18 protein-coding genes are annotated in these 17,443 nt (G+C 36.8%); 11 read left to right on the top strand and 7 right to left on the bottom strand.

Annotation, left to right across the window (positions count from 1 at the left end; translation table 11 throughout):
• The first annotated feature begins 31 nt into the window (after positions 1-31).
• From QWY86_RS10105 to QWY86_RS10085, 5 genes are read left to right on the top strand one after another with little or no spacing between them, the layout of a single operon-like run.
• Positions 32-1,342 (top strand): UDP-glucose dehydrogenase family protein, encoded by a 1,311-nt coding sequence (locus QWY86_RS10105; RefSeq protein WP_290241539.1) that lies wholly within the window; start codon positions 32-34, stop codon positions 1,340-1,342.
• Between the two features lies 1 nt (position 1,343).
• Positions 1,344-2,333 carry a UDP-glucuronic acid decarboxylase family protein gene (locus tag QWY86_RS10100; protein WP_290241538.1) on the top strand — a complete coding sequence of 330 codons (990 nt, stop codon included), beginning with the start codon at positions 1,344-1,346 and terminating at the stop codon, positions 2,331-2,333.
• A 2-nt stretch (positions 2,334-2,335) separates the two neighbouring features.
• On the top strand, positions 2,336-3,355 hold the full coding sequence (gene galE, locus QWY86_RS10095) for a UDP-glucose 4-epimerase GalE (RefSeq protein ID WP_290241534.1): 1,020 nt from the start codon (positions 2,336-2,338) through the stop codon (positions 3,353-3,355).
• Positions 3,356-3,910 carry a hypothetical protein gene (locus tag QWY86_RS10090; RefSeq protein WP_290241532.1) on the top strand — a complete coding sequence of 185 codons (555 nt, stop codon included), beginning with the start codon at positions 3,356-3,358 and terminating at the stop codon, positions 3,908-3,910.
• 18 nt (positions 3,911-3,928) lie between these two features.
• Entirely contained in the window at positions 3,929-4,666 is a 738-nt protein-coding gene (locus tag QWY86_RS10085; RefSeq protein ID WP_290241530.1) for a tyrosine-protein phosphatase, read from the top strand.
• Between the two features lie 6 nt (positions 4,667-4,672).
• Here the strand turns inward: QWY86_RS10085 and QWY86_RS10080 are convergent, their stop codons facing one another.
• Positions 4,673-5,905 carry an ABC transporter permease gene (locus QWY86_RS10080; RefSeq protein ID WP_290241527.1) on the bottom strand — a complete coding sequence of 411 codons (1,233 nt, stop codon included), beginning with the start codon at positions 5,903-5,905 and terminating at the stop codon, positions 4,673-4,675.
• Between the two features lie 110 nt (positions 5,906-6,015).
• Positions 6,016-6,369 carry a HesB/IscA family protein gene (locus tag QWY86_RS10075; protein ID WP_290241524.1) on the bottom strand — a complete coding sequence of 118 codons (354 nt, stop codon included), beginning with the start codon at positions 6,367-6,369 and terminating at the stop codon, positions 6,016-6,018.
• A gap of 92 nt (positions 6,370-6,461) precedes the next feature.
• Here QWY86_RS10075 and QWY86_RS10070 point away from each other — a divergent pair, with 92 nt between their 5' ends.
• The 3 genes from QWY86_RS10070 to dnaA all read left to right on the top strand — a co-directional run bounded on the left by QWY86_RS10070 (position 6,462) and on the right by dnaA (position 10,532).
• Positions 6,462-6,992, top strand: a complete 531-nt coding sequence (locus tag QWY86_RS10070; protein ID WP_290241522.1) for a DUF7935 family protein — start codon at positions 6,462-6,464, stop codon at positions 6,990-6,992.
• A 117-nt stretch (positions 6,993-7,109) separates the two neighbouring features.
• The gene (locus QWY86_RS10065) at positions 7,110-8,657 is read left to right on the top strand and encodes an acyl-CoA mutase large subunit family protein (RefSeq protein WP_290241520.1); all 1,548 of its coding nucleotides are present in this window, start codon (positions 7,110-7,112) and stop codon (positions 8,655-8,657) included.
• Positions 8,658-9,101: 444 nt separating this feature from the next.
• Positions 9,102-10,532, top strand: coding sequence for a chromosomal replication initiator protein DnaA (gene dnaA, locus QWY86_RS10060; protein ID WP_056088409.1), 1,431 nt, complete (start codon positions 9,102-9,104; stop codon positions 10,530-10,532).
• A 173-nt stretch (positions 10,533-10,705) separates the two neighbouring features.
• Here the strand turns inward: dnaA and QWY86_RS10055 are convergent, their stop codons facing one another.
• The 5 genes from QWY86_RS10055 to QWY86_RS10035 all read right to left on the bottom strand — a co-directional run bounded on the left by QWY86_RS10055 (position 10,706) and on the right by QWY86_RS10035 (position 13,678).
• Positions 10,706-11,251 (bottom strand): NUDIX hydrolase, encoded by a 546-nt coding sequence (locus tag QWY86_RS10055; RefSeq protein ID WP_290241516.1) that lies wholly within the window; start codon positions 11,249-11,251, stop codon positions 10,706-10,708.
• A gap of 15 nt (positions 11,252-11,266) precedes the next feature.
• Complete coding sequence (locus QWY86_RS10050; protein WP_290241514.1) at positions 11,267-11,656, bottom strand: hypothetical protein; 390 nt, start codon at positions 11,654-11,656, stop codon at positions 11,267-11,269.
• Positions 11,657-11,792: 136 nt separating this feature from the next.
• A complete protein-coding gene (locus QWY86_RS10045; RefSeq protein ID WP_290241512.1) occupies positions 11,793-12,563 on the bottom strand; it encodes a TPM domain-containing protein in 771 nt (256 codons plus the stop codon).
• Positions 12,564-12,566: 3 nt separating this feature from the next.
• Positions 12,567-13,010: a TPM domain-containing protein gene (locus QWY86_RS10040; protein WP_290241510.1), complete on the bottom strand. Its 444-nt coding sequence runs from the start codon at positions 13,008-13,010 to the stop codon at positions 12,567-12,569.
• 86 nt (positions 13,011-13,096) lie between these two features.
• Positions 13,097-13,678, bottom strand: a complete 582-nt coding sequence (locus QWY86_RS10035; protein ID WP_290241508.1) for a LemA family protein — start codon at positions 13,676-13,678, stop codon at positions 13,097-13,099.
• Between the two features lie 106 nt (positions 13,679-13,784).
• On the opposite strand from QWY86_RS10035, the gene QWY86_RS10030 reads away from it, so the two are divergent.
• Genes QWY86_RS10030 through QWY86_RS10020 form a run of 3 tightly spaced genes read left to right on the top strand, consistent with a single transcriptional unit; the run spans position 13,785 to position 16,191 of the window.
• Positions 13,785-15,326 carry an NAD(P)/FAD-dependent oxidoreductase gene (locus QWY86_RS10030; RefSeq protein ID WP_290241505.1) on the top strand — a complete coding sequence of 514 codons (1,542 nt, stop codon included), beginning with the start codon at positions 13,785-13,787 and terminating at the stop codon, positions 15,324-15,326.
• A 33-nt stretch (positions 15,327-15,359) separates the two neighbouring features.
• Positions 15,360-15,827, top strand: a complete 468-nt coding sequence (locus QWY86_RS10025; RefSeq protein ID WP_290241502.1) for a DinB family protein — start codon at positions 15,360-15,362, stop codon at positions 15,825-15,827.
• A gap of 4 nt (positions 15,828-15,831) precedes the next feature.
• The gene (locus QWY86_RS10020; protein ID WP_290241500.1) at positions 15,832-16,191 is read left to right on the top strand and encodes a CoA-binding protein; all 360 of its coding nucleotides are present in this window, start codon (positions 15,832-15,834) and stop codon (positions 16,189-16,191) included.
• Positions 16,192-17,443: the final 1,252 nt, after the last annotated feature.

Here is a 17,443-nt window from a genome sequence, read left to right as displayed (position 1 = left end):
GAAATTACTTAAAATCCCCTATAAATATAATATGAAAATAGCTGTAGTAGGTACAGGATATGTAGGTCTGGTTACCGGAACATGTTTAGCAGAAACAGGCAACAATGTCATTTGTGTAGACATAAATGAAGCCAAAGTTAAGAAAATGCAAGAAGGTCAGGTTCCAATTTACGAACCCGGTCTGGATCTTCTTTTCCATAGAAATATAGAACAAGGTAGGTTGCATTTTACCACCAACTTAGCCGAAGCTATTGAAGAAGCAAAAATTATTTTCATGGCCTTGCCAACGCCTCCGGGTGGAGATGGTGCAGCCGATCTTTCTTATATTTTAGGTGCGGCAAAAGATATTTCCAAAATCATCAAGGATTATAAAATCATTGTTAACAAATCTACCGTTCCGGTTGGTACAGCAGATAAAGTTAGAGCCGTATTCACTGAAAACACGAGCGTAGAAGTTGATGTGGTTTCAAACCCAGAGTTTTTACGTGAAGGTGTTGCGGTAGAAGATTTCATGAAACCAGATCGTGTCGTTTTAGGTACAAAAAGCGAGCGTGCTAAAAAACTAATGACGGATCTTTATGGTCCTTATGTGCGTCAGGGAAATCCAATTTTGTTTATGGATGAGCGTTCATCAGAATTAACAAAATATGCTGCAAACTCATTTTTGGCAACCAAAATTACCTTCATGAACGAAATCGCCAACCTTTGCGAATTGGTTGGTGCAGATGTTGATGCGGTAAGAAGAGGAATTGGCTCCGACGATAGGATTGGTAAGCGCTTCTTATTCCCAGGTATTGGTTATGGTGGTTCTTGTTTTCCGAAAGATGTGCAAGCATTGGTAATGGCTGCAGATGAGAACACATACGACTTCCAAATCCTTAAATCAGTAATGGAAGTTAACGAACGCCAAAAAACTATTTTGGTTGATAAAATTTTAAAATATTATAAAAACGATATACAGGGTAAGCATTTTGCGCTTTGGGGTTTAGCTTTTAAGCCTGAAACTGATGATATCCGTGAAGCACCAGCTTTATACATTATCGATGCCTTAGTTGAAAATGGTGCTACAGTTACTGTTTTCGATCCGGAAGGAATTGAAAATGTTAGACATTTAATTGGTGATAAAGTTAATTATGCAACCAATCAATATGAAGCACTTGAAAATGCCGATGCACTTTTAATTGCTACAGAATGGTCTGTATTCAGAAATCCTGATTTCGAAAAAATGGAATCTACATTAAAAAACAAAGTGATTTTTGATGGTCGTAATCTTTACAACTTGGAAAAAATGGTTGACGTAGGTTACTATTATAACAGTATTGGCCGTAAATTAATAGATTAAGATGAGCACTAAAAGAATATTAATTACCGGAGCGGCAGGTTTTTTGGGTTCGCACCTTTGCGATAGGTTCATAAAAGAAGGTTATCATGTTATTGGAATGGATAACCTGATAACAGGCGATTTATCAAACATCGAACATCTTTTTCACTTAGAAAACTTTGAATTCTACAATCATGATGTTTCTAAATTTGTACATATTCCTGGAACATTAGATTACATACTGCACTTCGCATCACCAGCAAGCCCGATAGATTATTTAAAAATTCCAATCCAAACCTTAAAGGTTGGTTCGTTAGGTACGCACAATTTATTAGGTTTAGCAAGGGCAAAAGGGGCAAGGATGTTAATTGCATCAACTTCTGAGGTTTATGGCGATCCAAGCGTTAATCCACAACCTGAAGAATATTGGGGTAACGTAAATCCGGTAGGGCCAAGGGGCGTTTATGATGAAGCTAAACGTTTTCAAGAAGCGATAACAATGGCTTATCATACTTTCCACGGAGTTGAAACCCGCATCATTAGAATTTTTAACACTTACGGGCCAAGAATGCGATTGAATGATGGACGTGTTCTTCCGGCTTTTATTGGTCAGGCATTAAGAGGAGAAGATTTAACTGTTTTTGGTGATGGAAGCCAAACCCGCTCGTTCTGTTATGTTGATGATTTGATTGAAGGCATTTACCGTTTACTGATGAGTGATTATGCTCAGCCAGTAAATATTGGAAACCCTGATGAAATCACGATTAAACAATTCTGCGAAGAAATCATCAAGTTAACAGGAACATCACAAAAGATAGTTTATAAAGAATTGCCTCAAGATGATCCGAAGCAACGTAGACCAGATATTACCAAAGCAAAGGCTTTGTTAGGTTGGGAGCCAAAAGTTGGTAGGGCAGAAGGATTAAAAATTACATACGAATATTTCAAATCTTTGCCAGAGGAAGCTTTGGCAAAAATTGAGCATAAAGATTTTCAAAAATATAATCGATAACAATGTCTAAAATTTTAGTTACCGGAGGTACTGGCTATATTGGTTCTCATACGGTTGTTGAACTGCATAATGCAGGTTACGAAGTTGTAATTGTAGATGACCTTTCAAACTCTGATATTAAAATTTTAGATCAGATTGAAAAGATTATCGGCTTAAAACCTGAATTCTATAAATTTGATTTGTGCGATGAAGCAAAGGTGAAAGCTTTTGCTGCTGAACATGCAGATATTTCTGGCATTATTCATTTTGCTGCTTCAAAGGCAGTTGGCGAATCTGTTCAAAATCCATTAAAATACTACAGAAATAACTTTTTCAGTTTAATTAATTTATTGAATTCGTTCACTAAAACAAATTTTGTTTTCTCTTCATCTTGCACCGTTTACGGTCAGCCAGATAATTTGCCTGTAACAGAATCGGCTGAAGTTAAAAAAGCCGAATCGCCTTATGGCAACACAAAACAAATTGCCGAAGAAATTTTAACAGAAACTGCTGCAGTATCACCAGATTTAAAAATCATCGCTTTGCGTTACTTTAACCCGGTTGGTGCACACAAAACGGCGCTAATTGGCGAATTACCTAATGGTGTTCCGGCAAACTTAGTTCCTTTTATCACACAATCTGCTATTGGCAAACGTGGTCCCATTACCGTCCACGGAAACGATTACAATACTCCAGATGGAAGTGCCATTCGCGACTATATCCACGTTGTGGATTTGGCAAAAGCACATGTTGCAGCCATTAAAAGGTTAGAATCTGGCGAAGCCGACAGTAATTATGAAGTATTTAACTTAGGTACAGGAAAAGGTTCTTCAGTTATAGAAATCATTACTGCCTTTGAAAGCTCTACAGGAGAAAAACTTAACTACCAAATCGGACCAAGACGCGGCGGCGATATCGAGCAGGTTTATGGCGATGTTACAAAATCAAAAGAGGTTTTGAAATGGACAGCAGAACTTGATTTAAATGAAATGATGCGTTCTGCCTGGGAGTGGGAAAAGTACATTAAGGCAAATCCTTTTTAAATGAAGCTTGCGGAGCACAAAGACTTAAAAATCGCAATAACGGATTTACCCATCAAAGAAAAGGATAAATTGTTATTGCGATTAATTGCAAAAGATAAAGTGCTTACCGAACATCTTCATTATAAACTATTGGAAGATGAAAGCGATTTGGAAGGGCGCAAAGAAATCATTAAGAATACTATTGAAGACCAGCTTGCCGAACTTAAAAAGTTAAATGCTAAAGAGGCATTGGCAAAAGTTAGAAAGATGATTACACTCGTAAATCATTTCTACAAGGTTACTAAAGACAATGTTGGCGAGGTTGAGCTCAAAATATTTGTACTGAGTGTGATTCCTCTGGAGTATAAAAAATCTTTTTTCGGCTATCGGGATTTTGGAATTCTATTTTCAAGCTTCTATATCAAAACCATTCAGGTTACCATAAATAAATTCAAAAAACTTCACGAAGATATACAGTTTGATTTGACCGAAAACTTAAATCAATTGCTCAGTAAAATATATTCTTCTAAATTAGCAGCAATTGCAGAATCTTCTGATTTACCAACAGAAGTTTAATTTATCGCATAGCTTAAGATGTTTGGATTATTCAAGAAAAAGAAAGTAGCACCTGAATTTAACTTTTCGACAATCGGTACCGATATGCACTCGCATATTATTCCAGGTATTGACGATGGAGCACAAAGCTTGAAAGATTCTCTGTTACTGGCTCAGAAGCTTAAAGCGCTTGGTTTTAAGAAACTGATTGCTACACCACACGTAATGGCTGATTATTTTCGTAATACACCTGATATCATTAATCGTGGCTTGGATATATTAAGAAAAGGTTTATCAGAAGCTGAAATTGATTTAGAAGTTGATGCTGCCGCGGAATATTACCTTGATGAAACGCTGGAAAAGAAGATAAAGCAAAAACAAGTTTTAACTTTCGGTGCACAATATGTTTTGTTTGAGCTATCTTACATAAACTTACCGCAAAACCTGTTCGAGTTTATAAAGTTAATTCAAGATTCTGGTTACACACCCGTTTTAGCGCACCCCGAAAGATATCCTTACTACTACGCTTCTATCGAGAATTTTCACAAAATAAAGTCGGCTGGATGTTTACTGCAACTAAATTCTATTGCAGTAACAGGCTACTATGGAACAGGTGCAAAGAAAATTGCCGATGAAATGGTAGAGCATCATTTAGTTGATTTTATCGGAAGTGACATGCATCACCTAAAACATGCTGCGGCCTTAGAAAGTTCATTGCTTACTAATGGAATTAATACGCTAATCACCCAACATCAATTGCTTAACAGCACGCTTTAGATATTTTTACTCGTATCTGAGTGCTTCAACAGGGTCTAACCGAGAGGCTTTTTTAGCTGGATAATAGCCAGACATAATTCCAACTCCAACGCAAATACCAAAGCCACCAATAATAAATGCCCATGGAATTATAAATGAGCCGCCCATCGCTAGCGAAATGAGGTTTCCGATAACGATTCCTAAAAATATACCGAACGTCCCGCCCATTAAACAAATTACAACAGCTTCTATTAAAAATTGTCTTCTAATTACTTTCGGATTTGCGCCAATGGCTTTACGTATGCCAATTTCGCGTGTTCTTTCTGTAACCGAAACTAACATGATATTCATTAAGCCGATTGATGCACCGATTAGTGTAATAACTCCAATGGCCACACCACCAATCGCTACGAAAGCTAAGTTCTCAAATAAGGTCTGCGCTATCGCATCACTTTTAGTGATTTCAAAATTGTTCGGGTCGTTAACTTTAACCTTACGGATGTTTCTGAATAACGATGTTGATTCTCCTATAACTGCTTCCTGCATCTCATTTGTAGGAACCATTACGGTTATCGTATAAGATGGATTAGCATTCGAATTAATTTGTTTGGCTTTTAATAATGGTACATACACCGCCCTATCGCCACTAAAACCCATACTTGAACCTTTAGCCGCTAAAATTCCTACAATTTTAAATCGATTGTTTCCAACATTAACCATCTTATCAATCGCTTCAGTATCTTTAAATAACTTATTTACAACTTCGCTACCAACGATACAAACGTTGCTGCCCATTTGAACTTCAGATTTGCTAAAATTACGACCATCAGAAAGACTCAAGCCTTGTGAATTTAATCCGTTTTCATCAATACCTTGAACATTAATATTTGGGTTAGTTTTTAAACTTCCGTTTTTTACAGTAGAACCGCCACTTGCAAATACACTAACGGCAACAGTTGCTGGTGTATTCAAACTATCCTTAAACTTAACGGCATCTTCGTATCTAATCGCTTTGAAGGGTTTTGGTCTTTTACCTTGCCCGCCAATTCTAATACCTGTACCTCGGTTACGAATGGTAAATGAATTAGCACCCATGCTACTAAAAGCACTGGTCATACTTGCTTTTACTGCATCCAAAGTGGTTAAAATACCAACTAAAGCACTTAAGCCAATAGCAATAATTAATGCAGTAAGCATTGTGCGTAACCGATTACTTTTGATTGATTGCAGTGCGAGCCTGATATTTTCCCTGTAATTCATTTAGTTTGTTGGAGTTTGCAATTAATTGTGGCAGACAAATATCTATAAAAATAAAAAAGTCCCGATGTTTAGACAAAGGGACTGTGCAATATGTTACAATATAATTTTTTTTATGCTGAAAAACTTGTTCCGCAACCACAAGTACTAGTTGCATTTGGGTTAACAAACGTGAAACCCCTTGAGTTTAAACCGTCTTGCCAGTCAATCATCATGCCCATTAAATACATTTGATGCGCTTTATTCATAAAAACTTTAATGCCTTCGATAAGAAATTCCTGGTCACCGTCTTTTTTCTGGTCAAAGCCTAAAACATAATTCATACCTGCGCAACCACCTCCTTCAACGCCTACACGTAAGCCATAATCTTCACTAATCTCTTGCTGATCTTTTAATTTTAATAACTCTTTAGTTGCTCCTTCTGAAAAAGAAACCGGGGCAAATGCTGTATCAACTGTAGTACTCATGTTATTTAAATTTTATCTTTTACAAATATAAATAATAATGTACATTTTTGCTTTTAGCGGGATGTTAATATTACCGTAATTAAACAATAGATATGATTATACAGCAAATCGTAATAGATATTTTAACATTATTTGTAGGCATTACCTTAGCGTTCCTAACAATTTATTATTTGGTAAAGAACGATATTCATCGGTTTTTTAATCTGAAAAATATAGAACTGAATAAAGAAAGTAGGGCTCAATTGTTGCCTTTAAGACTGCAAGCACACGAACGCTTAATTATTTTTATCGATAGAATTAATCCGGCGAATTTACTTGTGCGTTTACATCAGCAAGGAATTGATATTTCTACATTGCAGGCTGGTATTTTAAATGAAGTTCGTTCGGAATATCAACATAACATTACACAACAACTATATATTAATAGTGTAACCTGGAATGTTGTTCGAAAATTAAAGGATGATACCATCGGCATGATTAATAATGCAGTGCAAGGTTTGCCTGCAGGTGCAAATGGAATAGAATTAAGTAAAGCAATTTTGCAACATATGGCTAGCATCGATGAAAACCCATACGATTTAACCATTGAATTGATTAAGAAAGATATACAACAGCTGTTTTAAGGTTAGGTTGGAATGTTGAAATATTAAAAAGTTTAAAGGTTGTATTGATAATTTCAGATATGAAATCTATAACTAATGAACCAATCACTAATGAGCCAATGAACTAATCAACCAAATATGAGCGATAAAAAACATACTACCACTTCAGGAATTGAGATCAAGGAACTTTATACTTCCGCTAACCCTGTTGAAGAAAAACCGGGTGAATTTCCATTTACAAGAGGAATTCAGAAGGATATGTATCGTGGTCGGTTGTGGACGATGAGGCAATATGCCGGGTTTTCAACAGCAGAAGAATCTAATAAAAGATATCATTACTTATTAAAGCAAGGAACAACTGGTTTATCTGTTGCTTTTGATTTACCTACTCAAATTGGTTATGATTCTGATCATGAAATGGCAGAAGGTGAAGTTGGAAAGGTGGGTGTGGCCATTGATTCGTTAAAAGATATTGAAATTTTGTTTGATGGCATCGAATTGAAAGATATAACAACTTCCATGACAATCAATGCCACGGCTTCAATTTTATTGGCTATGTACATTGCTTTAGCGAAAAAACAAGGCGCAGATTTAAAGCAAATTTCGGGAACCATCCAAAACGATATACTAAAAGAATACGCTGCCCGTGGAACTTATATTTATCCACCGAAGCCATCAATGCGTTTAATTACTGATATTTTTGAGTTTTGCAGCAATGAAGTTCCGAAGTGGAATACCATCTCCATATCAGGTTATCACATTCGCGAAGCAGGCTCATCGGCCGTCCAAGAATTGGCTTTTACCTTAGCCAATGGCAAAACCTATTTAAAGGCTGCGATTGACAAGGGCCTGGATATCAACATTTTTGCTAAAAGGTTATCGTTTTTTTTCAATTGCCATAATAATTTTTTCGAAGAGATTGCAAAATTTAGGGCAGCAAGAAGGATGTGGGCGAAAATAACCAAAGAACTCGGTGCAACTGAAGAAAAGGCACAAATGTTGCGTTTTCATACCCAAACAGGTGGTTCTACTTTGACGGCACAACAACCGCTTAATAATGTAATAAGAGTTACCAACCAGGCAATGGCTGCGGTTTTAGGTGGTACACAGTCGCTACATACTAATGGTTACGATGAAGCTTTGTCGCTCCCAACGGAGGCTGCGGCAAAAATCGCTTTGCGCACTCAACAAATTATAGGTTTTGAGAGTGGTGTTACAGACACTGTAGACCCCTTAGCAGGTTCTTATTTTATAGAAAATTTAACAGATGAAGTAGAAGATGCGGCCTGGAAATACATTGATAAAATTGATGCAATGGGTGGATCTGTAAATGCAATAGAAAGCGAATATATGCAAAATGAAATTGCAGGAGCATCTTATCAATACCAAAAAGAAATCGAAAATGGAGATCGCATCTCTGTTGGTGTAAATAAATTCATTCAGGAAGAGCAAGGGTTAACCGAGGTTTTTAATATTGATGATTCCATCAGGCAACTTCAAACGGAAAAACTAAATCAGTTGAAGGCATCGAGAGATAACAAAGCAATTGAACAAGCGTTAAATAACCTGAAGGATGCAGCAAGAACTGATGTAAATTTGATGCCTTTTATTGTTGTGGCCGTTGAACAATATGCTACACTTGGCGAAATTGCTGATGTATTCCGTGAAACCTTTGGTGAGTACTAAAATTTTGCGGCGAATACTTGATAAAATTACCCAAATAGGGTAAATATGGCTACAGTATTTTCGCAATATATTATACAAGTACGATGGTTGTTTGTCGTGTATCAAATTAGGACTTTGATTATCAGTTGTTTCAACTATTTCTCGTTTTTATTTTTATTAAAATTATAGATTATGGCTTGGAATTTGCATTTGCGATGCTGATTTGAATAATTGGGTGAAATAGCCGATAAAACGATTTTGTATGTGGAAAACCTATGTTAATAAATAGTTATCCACATTAAAAATTTAGGTTAAGTAGGTTAGCTACCTGCTTATGAATAGGTTACAAAATAATTGAAATTTTTGTTTCAAATGTTGATAATTTTCTCAATATTCGTAGTCCCGAAACGGACCACCCCGTAAATTCGAATCGGCACTGTAAACCAATAAATTATAGAAATCGCAATGGAAAAAACTTGTACAGAAGTGTGGAAGAACTGTCTTCAAATTATTAAGGATAATATCCCGAATCAAAGTTTCAAAACTTGGTTCGAGCCTATAACAGCCCTTAAATTGGAAGGTAAGGTTTTAACCATTCAGGTACCGAGTTTATTCTTTTACGAATGGCTTGAAGAACACTACGTAGGCTTACTCCGAAAGACTGTAAAAAAGCAGCTCGGGGAAGATGGTAGGTTAGAATATAATATTGTAGTAGATAAATCTTCTAATAGCGGAAGCCCTTATACAACAAATATGCCCTCAAACGGAAATGGGGCAGAAGCAAAGGTACAATCGATGCCAATTCCGGTATCAATAAATAAAGACATTAAAAATCCGTTTATTATTCCCGGACTAAAAAAGTTAAATGTCGATCCGCAATTAAACTCTAATTATACTTTCGAAAATTATATTGAAGGAGATTGCAACCGTTTGGCACGTTCTGCTGGTTATGCGGTCGCCGCAAAACCTGGAGGTACATCATTTAATCCATTAATGATTTATGGTGGCGTAGGTTTAGGTAAAACACACTTGGCACAGGCCATAGGTAATGAGATTAAACGCAGCATGCCAGATAAGTTGGTTATCTATGTTTCTTGCGAGAAATTTTGCCAGCAGTTTGTAGATTCATTAAAGAATAATACTATTAACGATTTTGTTAACTTTTACCAGGCAATGGATGTTATCATTATGGATGATGTACACAACTTTGCGGGTAAAGAAAAAACACAAGATATTTTCTTCCATATCTTTAATCACTTACATCAATCAGGTAAACAGGTTATTTTAACATCAGATAAAGCGCCAAAAGATTTAGCTGGTTTAGAAGAACGTTTGTTAAGCCGTTTTAAATGGGGCTTATCTGCCGATTTACAAATTCCGGATTTGGAAACGCGTATCGCAATCTTAAGAAAGAAAATGTATGCCGATGGTATTGAGTTGCCTGGTGAAGTTGTGGAATATGTTGCGCATAATATTGATAACAACGTACGTGAACTGGAAGGTGCAATGGTTTCATTGTTGGCGCAGGCTACTTTGAACAAAAAAGAAATCGACTTAAATCTTGCGAAGCAAATGTTGAAAAACTTCATCAAAAATACTTCAAAAGAAATTTCGATGGAATATATTCAAAAGTTAGTTTGCGAATATTTCGAAGTTCCGGTTGATATGGTTAAATCACAAACGCGTAAACGCGAAATTGTCCAAGCCCGCCAGATTTCAATGTATCTGTCAAAAAGCCACACAAAATCATCACTAAAAACTATTGGTGCTTTCTTTGGGGGTCGTGATCATAGTACCGTAATTTATGCTTGCCAAACAGTAGAAGATTTAATCGATACGGATAAGAAGTTTAAAGCTTACGTTCATGATATCCAGAAAAAATTAAAAATGAGCTAATTTAAGGTTAGAGGTTAGATGGCTGAGGGTTTAAGGTAAAATCAAAATGCCTAATCTAAAGTTTACCAAAATAAATAAGGCCTGATTTGATAAAAATCAGGCCTTATTTATTTAACCGATATCTTATAGTAAAATATTCTAAGGTGTCTTAGGTGGTAAATAAATTAAGTCATTCAACGATCTATTTCTGCTAAACCATAATGCAAAGCCGCAACATGCAGGGCTTGCGCAATCTGATTATCGGTAAGTAATTGCTTTACTTCTTCAACCGTATATTCTTCAACATTTAAAATTTCATGTTCATCTAAATGCTGTTCATGCGTTTTAGTGCCACCAGTTAAAAAATAAGTAAATGTTTTATTGGTTGATGTTGCAGGGTTAGGATAGAGTTCTATAATATATTTGCAAGTCTTAAAACTGTAGCCGGTTTCTTCAAGCAACTCCCTTTTAATCGCAGTTTCAGGTTCTTCATCACCATCAATAACACCACCTGGAATTTCAAGGGAAATAATATCAGCCGCATGGCGGTACTGGCGAACCATAATTACTTTTCCCTCTTCTGTTAAAGCAATTGCGTTTACCCAATTCGGATATTCTAAAACATAATAATCATCTTTAACCACTCCAGTTTGTAATTCACAAGTATCAACTCTTAAGGTTGCCCATTTCTCTCGAACCAAATATTTCGAGGCAATTTTTCGCCACTTCTCAATAATCATATATAGTTGAATGTTTTATTTTAAATACTGTTGTATATTATTTTGACGATGGAAATTAACCAGATGAACAATTTTGTGTTTATCAGAAAGTAATTTATAAATGAGGTTAAGCTTTGGCGCAATGAGTTTATTCTGTTCAGAACTTAAGCCGAGTTCATAATACAAAAACTCGCTAAGCGAATCTAATTTCCCGGCTGGCAGTTCGCTTTTTTCTAACCAATCTTCAAAAACCGTAACATCTTGGTTTTCCAGAATTGCTAAAGGCAAATGAAAGGAATTAACCATGGTTTCCTCGAAAATGTTTTGCGCCTCAACGAATTTGCCTTCTAATTTGAGGCCCATTATTTTCGCTAAGACTTCAGCTAGTTTTTGTATCTCAGACGTAATTAAATCTTTTCTATACATTTTTCAGTTAATTAGTCATTAGGGAATTATTTCATTACAAGTTTCGTTTATTTTTAGGATATGTACAGGTAAAACTTCGTAATTCAAATTTATAATCGAAAAACGAGTGACGACCAACGAAACCCTTTTAATAAAATTACCAGCTTCCGCTAGAGCCGCCGCCTCCGAAGCTTCCGCCACCAAAACCGCCAAATCCACCTCCACCTGATGAGCCGCCACCGCCCCAACCACTACCACCTCCACCACGACCACTCCCGCCAAAAAGCATGGCCCAAAATAGTGCGTTTGAAGCACCACGGCTTCCAATGATTTCACCACCATTGCCTCCACCACCTTTTCGCATAATAATGATAATTACAATTACGATAATGATTATGACCGCAATGCTGCCTGTTCCGCCGCCTTTCGAAGCTCTCGGTTTATCGTTTTTGTATTCTCCTTTTGTGTACTTTATAATTGATGTAGTTGCTTCATCCAGACCGGCATAATAATCACCAGCCCTAAAATTTGGTTTAATATCATTATCGATAATCCGCTTTGCATAAATATCTGGCAGCGCACCTTCTACACCATAACCGGTTTGGATAGAAATTTTTCTATCGCCAACGGCAACAACAATCATGATCCCGTTGTTTTTGCCGCTCTGTCCAACGCCCCACTTTCTGCCTAACTCTACAGCATATTCATTAATATCGTAATCACCTACTGATTTTAAAACCGCAATGGCAATTTGTGTTGAAGAAGAATCATCAAAAGCAACTAATTTTCTTTCTAAATTATCTTTTTGCTCGGCAGATAAAACCCCAGAATAATCATTCACAAGCGTACTTGGTTTGGCAGGGAAATCTTGCGCAAATCCAAACAGGCATAATAAGCTGAAAACGGATAATAGGATTATTTTTTTCATTACTTATTTGTTTTCTTGTTTGTCCATGTATACGATATCATTCGGGAGCTCATTTATATCTCCACTTTGGTACGGGAAAAAAAGCGCAAGTTTTTCGCCAGCGAGTGCAACACCTGCAACAATTCCATCTGCAAGGTTCCCTTTTGCAAAATGCGCACTCATGGCAATCTTTGTGGTTTCCCAGAAATTTTCAGGTACTAGTTTATTTATACCGCTATCGCCAATTATTGCAAATTTATGGTCAGCATGGGCTAGATAAATTAAAACACCATTTCTTTGCGCCGTTTTATCCATATCAAGTTTAGCAAAATATTCTGTGGCTGTGTGGTAAGCATCGCCTTCGCAATGCTTATCTATTGCAATTCTAATTTCTCCTGATGTAGCTTTTTCAGCTTCAGCTATAGCGTGTGCAATTTTATCTTGTTCAATATCAGAAAATAATGACATGATTATATTTTAGATTTAATTAAAAAGGGTAATAGATATTTAACTGAATAAACATCTATCACCCTGAAATGTTATTTTACAGAATATTAAAATTCTACTTTAGGCGCATCTTTCGCAGTTGCATCAGCTTCGAAATAACCCTTAGGCTTAAACCCGAACATGCCTGCTGTTAAATTATTTGGAAAAGATCTGATTTTGCCATTGTATTCCTGCACAGCATCATTAAAATCCTTACGTGCAACAGTAATTCTATTCTCGGTACTTTCTAACTGTGCCGATAAATCGCTGAATTGTTGTGTAGCCCTCAATTCTGGGTAGGCTTCCGTAATCGATAATAATTTACCGAGAGCCTGACTCAACTGACCTTGAGCTGCCTGATATTTTTGAATGTTTTCAGGTGTCAAATCATCAGCTTTAACGGTCATTTGTGTAGCTTTTGCTCTGGCTTCCACTACAGCAGTTAATGTTCCTTGTTCAAATTTTGCTGCACCTTTTACAGTACTTACTAAATTCGGAATTAAATCTGCTCTTCTTTGATATTGGGTTTGAACAGTTCCCCATTTAGATTTTACATTTTCATCAAGCTTAACCATGCTATTATAACCGCATGAACTTAAAGTGCTTACTGCAATAACAGCAGCTAAAATTCCAAATACTAATCTTTTCATTTTTATGGTTTTTGTTTTTGATTCAATCGAATTTTATTCAATTTACTAATAAGATTGCAAAATCTGTACCTTTGTTACAATTCAGGATAAAAACCTGACATGTTGTATGCAGAAAGATATCGAAATTACGCTGCTCCCGCATCAGGTTGAGCAAGTGGAAGTGATAAACCAAAAGCTTGAAGAAGCTTTAAAACTTCCTCAAAAACGTATAAAGGGCTTTGAAATCTTAAAAAGGTCTATAGATGCCCGTTCTAGAAAAGTTATTTTCCGCCTTCAGGTAAAAGTTTATATTGATGAAAATCCACAGGTAGAAATTCACACCATAAAGTATCAAAATGTCAGTCAAGCGAAGCCGGTTTTGATTATTGGTGCTGGTCCGGCCGGACTATTTGCCGCTCTGCAATGTATCGAAAATGGTTTAAAGCCAATCATTATCGAAAGGGGTAAAGATGTTAAACAACGTAGGCGAGATTTAGCTGCAATAAATAAACAAGGCCTTGTCAATACAGAATCTAATTATTGCTATGGGGAAGGTGGTGCAGGAACTTACTCCGATGGGAAATTATATACCCGTTCCAACAAGCGGGGCGATATCAATAAAGTGCTGCAGGTTTTTGTAGATCATGGCGCCGAAAAAGATATTATTGTCGATGCCCGACCGCACATCGGTACCAATAAACTTCCGCATATTATTACTTCAATAAAAGATACCATATTAAATGCCGGTGGAGAAGTAATGTTCGATAGCCAAATGACCGATATTATTATCGAGTTTGGGAAAATTAAAGGCATCGAAATCAATTTCGAAGATAAATTTTTTGCTGATAATGTAATACTGGCAACAGGACACTCGGCCAGAGATGTGTATGAATTATTACACAGTAAAAATATCTTAATAGAAGCAAAACCCTTTGCATTGGGTGTTCGTATCGAGCATCCACAACAAATAATCGATTCTGCTCAATACCACTGCGATACCCGTTCCGAATTTTTGCCCCCTGCGTATTACAGTTTGGTAGAACAGGTTGGCGCTCGTGGCGTATTTTCCTTCTGCATGTGCCCTGGTGGAATCATCGCACCTTGCGCCACAGGCGAAAATGAAATCGTTGTAAATGGCTGGTCGCCATCCAAGAGAAATAATCCATACGCCAATTCGGGTACGGTTGTTCAAGTAACATTAAATGATGTTTTAGGTTACGATCCATTAAGAATGCTAAACTTCCAGTCTGAAATCGAAAAGCTGGCCTTTGAGGCTGGAGGTGGGAATTTAGTAGCGCCCGCACAACGGATGATGGATTTTGTAAACAACAAGCTCTCTATCGATTTACCTAAAAATTCATATTTACCAGGCACAAAAAGTGTGATGCTCGATAATATTTTGCCCACTTTCGTTTCAGACAGCTTAAAATCTGCACTTCCTTTATTCGGAAAAAAAATAAAAGGATACTATACAAACGAGGCGATTCTGGTTGGGGTAGAAAGTCGAACTTCATCACCAGTACGCATTCCCCGCGATAAGGAAACCTATCAGCATCCGCAGATTAAAGGTTTATATCCTTGCGCAGAAGGTGCGGGTTATGCAGGTGGCATCGTTTCTGCAGCTATTGATGGAATTAATTGCGCAAATGCAATTCTAAATTCAAAATAATAAACATTATGTATTTTGGCTTGTTCTTAGAATATGTTTAATATCACTAGCGAAATAAAAAAATCTTTTAATGGAGATGCGTGGCATGGAAATCACGTTATGCAAACGCTAAACAATGTAAAACCCGAAATTGCATTTACGCATTTCATTCAAAATGCCCATTCCATTGCCGAAATTGCGTTGCACTTAACCGCTTGGACAGAAGAAGTAACCTCACGTTTATTGGGTAATGAAGCTGCTGAACCTCAAATCGGCGATTGGCCAGAGCCTGTAGAAAAATCACCACAAGCATGGGAGCGTATAATTTTTAACTTTAAAATTGCTAACGAAGAATTAATTCGCCTCTGCGAAACATTTAAGGATGCAGAATGGAGTAATAAATTGGGAAAGTCAGAAAACTTAACACCTACGGCAAATCTTACTAAGATGGAATTACTAAGCGGACTTATTCAACACCATGCATATCACTCCGGCCAAATTGCATTAATTTCTAAATTTTAATAAAATGAAAAAGACCTTAATTATTGGCGCCTCACCAGATGCATCTCGTTATGCCTATAAAGCAGCCCATATGCTAACCCGTTTCAGCCATGAAATTGTAAATGTGGGCATAAAAAGTGGCGAAGTTGCTGGCGTAGGAATCGAAAAACAGGGCGCAGTCTACAAAGATATTGATACCATAACCCTATACATAGGCCCTGCTTTGCAGCCGCAATACTATGATTATATTATCGATACCAAGCCGAAACGTGTAATTTTTAATCCTGGTACAGAAAATTACGAATTCGAAAAACTTTTAGATAAACATAATATCGAACCAATGAGAGCCTGTACATTAGTGCTTTTAAGTACGGGACAATATTAAAGAATTAGTAAATCAGGCTTCGGCTTTCATATCAACGTTCGTCCCGTTTTCCATTCCAAATCCTCGTTTCGCTGCGCTTCACTTGCGGGTTTTCCATTTCACCCGGGTTTATTTTACGCAGGTTTACAGCACTAGAGCTTGCTAATTGTTTAAATGTTTTAAGGTTTAAAGGTTTTGAATTTGAAAGAAGCCACGCTAATTAGCTGTTCTAAGATGCCTTAAATGGTAAAAGTGGTTATTCTTATCGTGTTGTTGTATTGTTGGAAAGTTTGAAAGTTGAAATGTTTTGAGCTTAGGCATTGAACAATCTGCTTAACTTTGGAGTGCTTTGAATTTCCATAATCTTTAGAAAATCCCATCTTCTACCGCATGGGTTTTATTGCACTTTCTAGGTGCCTTGTTCGAGACTTCTTCGAGAAATGGGTGCTTTTTTCGAACAAGCTTCGAAGAAGCTCCGAAGAAAATGCATTCTTTTTATCTGTTTTGCTCCTCTGGCTGATTTGGTTTGAAGGTTGCAGAGTTGAAAGTTTGAATGTTTTAAAGTTGGAAGGTTTGAATTTGAAAGCAAACCTCGCCACTTAGATATTCTTAAGTGCCTTAGATGGTAAAAGTGGTTATTCTTATAGTGTTGTTCTATTGTTTGAAAGTTTGAAAGTTAAAATGTTTTGAAGTTTGAAAGTTGTTATTGCATTCTACCAAGGTGTCTTAGGTGATAAAAAACCTCTAACAAACAAAAAATCCTTTTGAATCTGCATTTTTTATCTGCGGGCATCTGCGGGAAACCCTTAAAAACGCCTGTGCATCGAAATAAACAACCCCTGTAAACGTCAGAAAAACCACTCCAAACAAACTACGCGGCCAAAAAGTTTTGATTCAACATGATTTTTTCTCCTTGAAATCCATGCAGTTAGGGCTAGACTAACAAATAAAAGGTTTGCCTCCTTTGTGCAAACAGATAATTTTTCTACTTTTGCAACCCGCTTCGGAGGAAGAGGGGTTAAGAAAATGAGAAGCTGAAAACGCCGGAAATTATTTTAAAATAAAATTTGGTGATTGAAAAAAGTTTTCTACTTTTGCAACCCGCTTCGGAAGGAAGCGATGCTGGTCAAACAGCGGTATTGAAGAGGGGGATTTGGAATAAGAAAAAGACGAAAAAATAAATTAAATTTTATTTGGAAGTTAAAAAAAGATTCCTACCTTTGCACTCCCAACGGAAACGAAGGGAATGAAAAACCGGAACGGCGGATGCCGG

Source organism: Pedobacter aquatilis, from assembly GCF_030409415.1.
GTDB classification, from domain to species: Bacteria; Bacteroidota; Bacteroidia; order Sphingobacteriales; family Sphingobacteriaceae; genus Pedobacter; species Pedobacter aquatilis.
This window is presented reverse-complemented; position numbering and strand designations above follow the sequence as displayed.

Excerpts from the sequence above, each read along its gene's own strand:
- QWY86_RS10105 (WP_290241539.1), top strand. The coding sequence starts at position 32 with ATGAAAATAGCTGTAGTAGGTACAGGATATGTAGGTCTGGTTACCGGA.
- QWY86_RS10050 (WP_290241514.1), bottom strand. The coding sequence starts at position 11,656 with ATGTATAGAAAAGATTTAATTACGTCTGAGATACAAAAACTAGCTGAA.
- galE (WP_290241534.1), top strand. The coding sequence starts at position 2,336 with ATGTCTAAAATTTTAGTTACCGGAGGTACTGGCTATATTGGTTCTCAT.
- QWY86_RS10070 (WP_290241522.1), top strand. The coding sequence starts at position 6,462 with ATGATTATACAGCAAATCGTAATAGATATTTTAACATTATTTGTAGGC.
- QWY86_RS10075 (WP_290241524.1), bottom strand. The coding sequence starts at position 6,369 with ATGAGTACTACAGTTGATACAGCATTTGCCCCGGTTTCTTTTTCAGAA.
- QWY86_RS10025 (WP_290241502.1), top strand. The coding sequence starts at position 15,360 with ATGTTTAATATCACTAGCGAAATAAAAAAATCTTTTAATGGAGATGCG.
- QWY86_RS10055 (WP_290241516.1), bottom strand. The coding sequence starts at position 11,251 with ATGATTATTGAGAAGTGGCGAAAAATTGCCTCGAAATATTTGGTTCGA.
- QWY86_RS10035 (WP_290241508.1), bottom strand. The coding sequence starts at position 13,678 with ATGAAAAGATTAGTATTTGGAATTTTAGCTGCTGTTATTGCAGTAAGC.
- QWY86_RS10020 (WP_290241500.1), top strand. The coding sequence starts at position 15,832 with ATGAAAAAGACCTTAATTATTGGCGCCTCACCAGATGCATCTCGTTAT.
- QWY86_RS10100 (WP_290241538.1), top strand. The coding sequence starts at position 1,344 with ATGAGCACTAAAAGAATATTAATTACCGGAGCGGCAGGTTTTTTGGGT.
- QWY86_RS10030 (WP_290241505.1), top strand. The coding sequence starts at position 13,785 with ATGCAGAAAGATATCGAAATTACGCTGCTCCCGCATCAGGTTGAGCAA.
- QWY86_RS10040 (WP_290241510.1), bottom strand. The coding sequence starts at position 13,010 with ATGTCATTATTTTCTGATATTGAACAAGATAAAATTGCACACGCTATA.
- QWY86_RS10090 (WP_290241532.1), top strand. The coding sequence starts at position 3,356 with ATGAAGCTTGCGGAGCACAAAGACTTAAAAATCGCAATAACGGATTTA.
- QWY86_RS10065 (WP_290241520.1), top strand. The coding sequence starts at position 7,110 with ATGAGCGATAAAAAACATACTACCACTTCAGGAATTGAGATCAAGGAA.
- QWY86_RS10085 (WP_290241530.1), top strand. The coding sequence starts at position 3,929 with ATGTTTGGATTATTCAAGAAAAAGAAAGTAGCACCTGAATTTAACTTT.
- QWY86_RS10080 (WP_290241527.1), bottom strand. The coding sequence starts at position 5,905 with ATGAATTACAGGGAAAATATCAGGCTCGCACTGCAATCAATCAAAAGT.
- dnaA (WP_056088409.1), top strand. The coding sequence starts at position 9,102 with ATGGAAAAAACTTGTACAGAAGTGTGGAAGAACTGTCTTCAAATTATT.
- QWY86_RS10045 (WP_290241512.1), bottom strand. The coding sequence starts at position 12,563 with ATGAAAAAAATAATCCTATTATCCGTTTTCAGCTTATTATGCCTGTTT.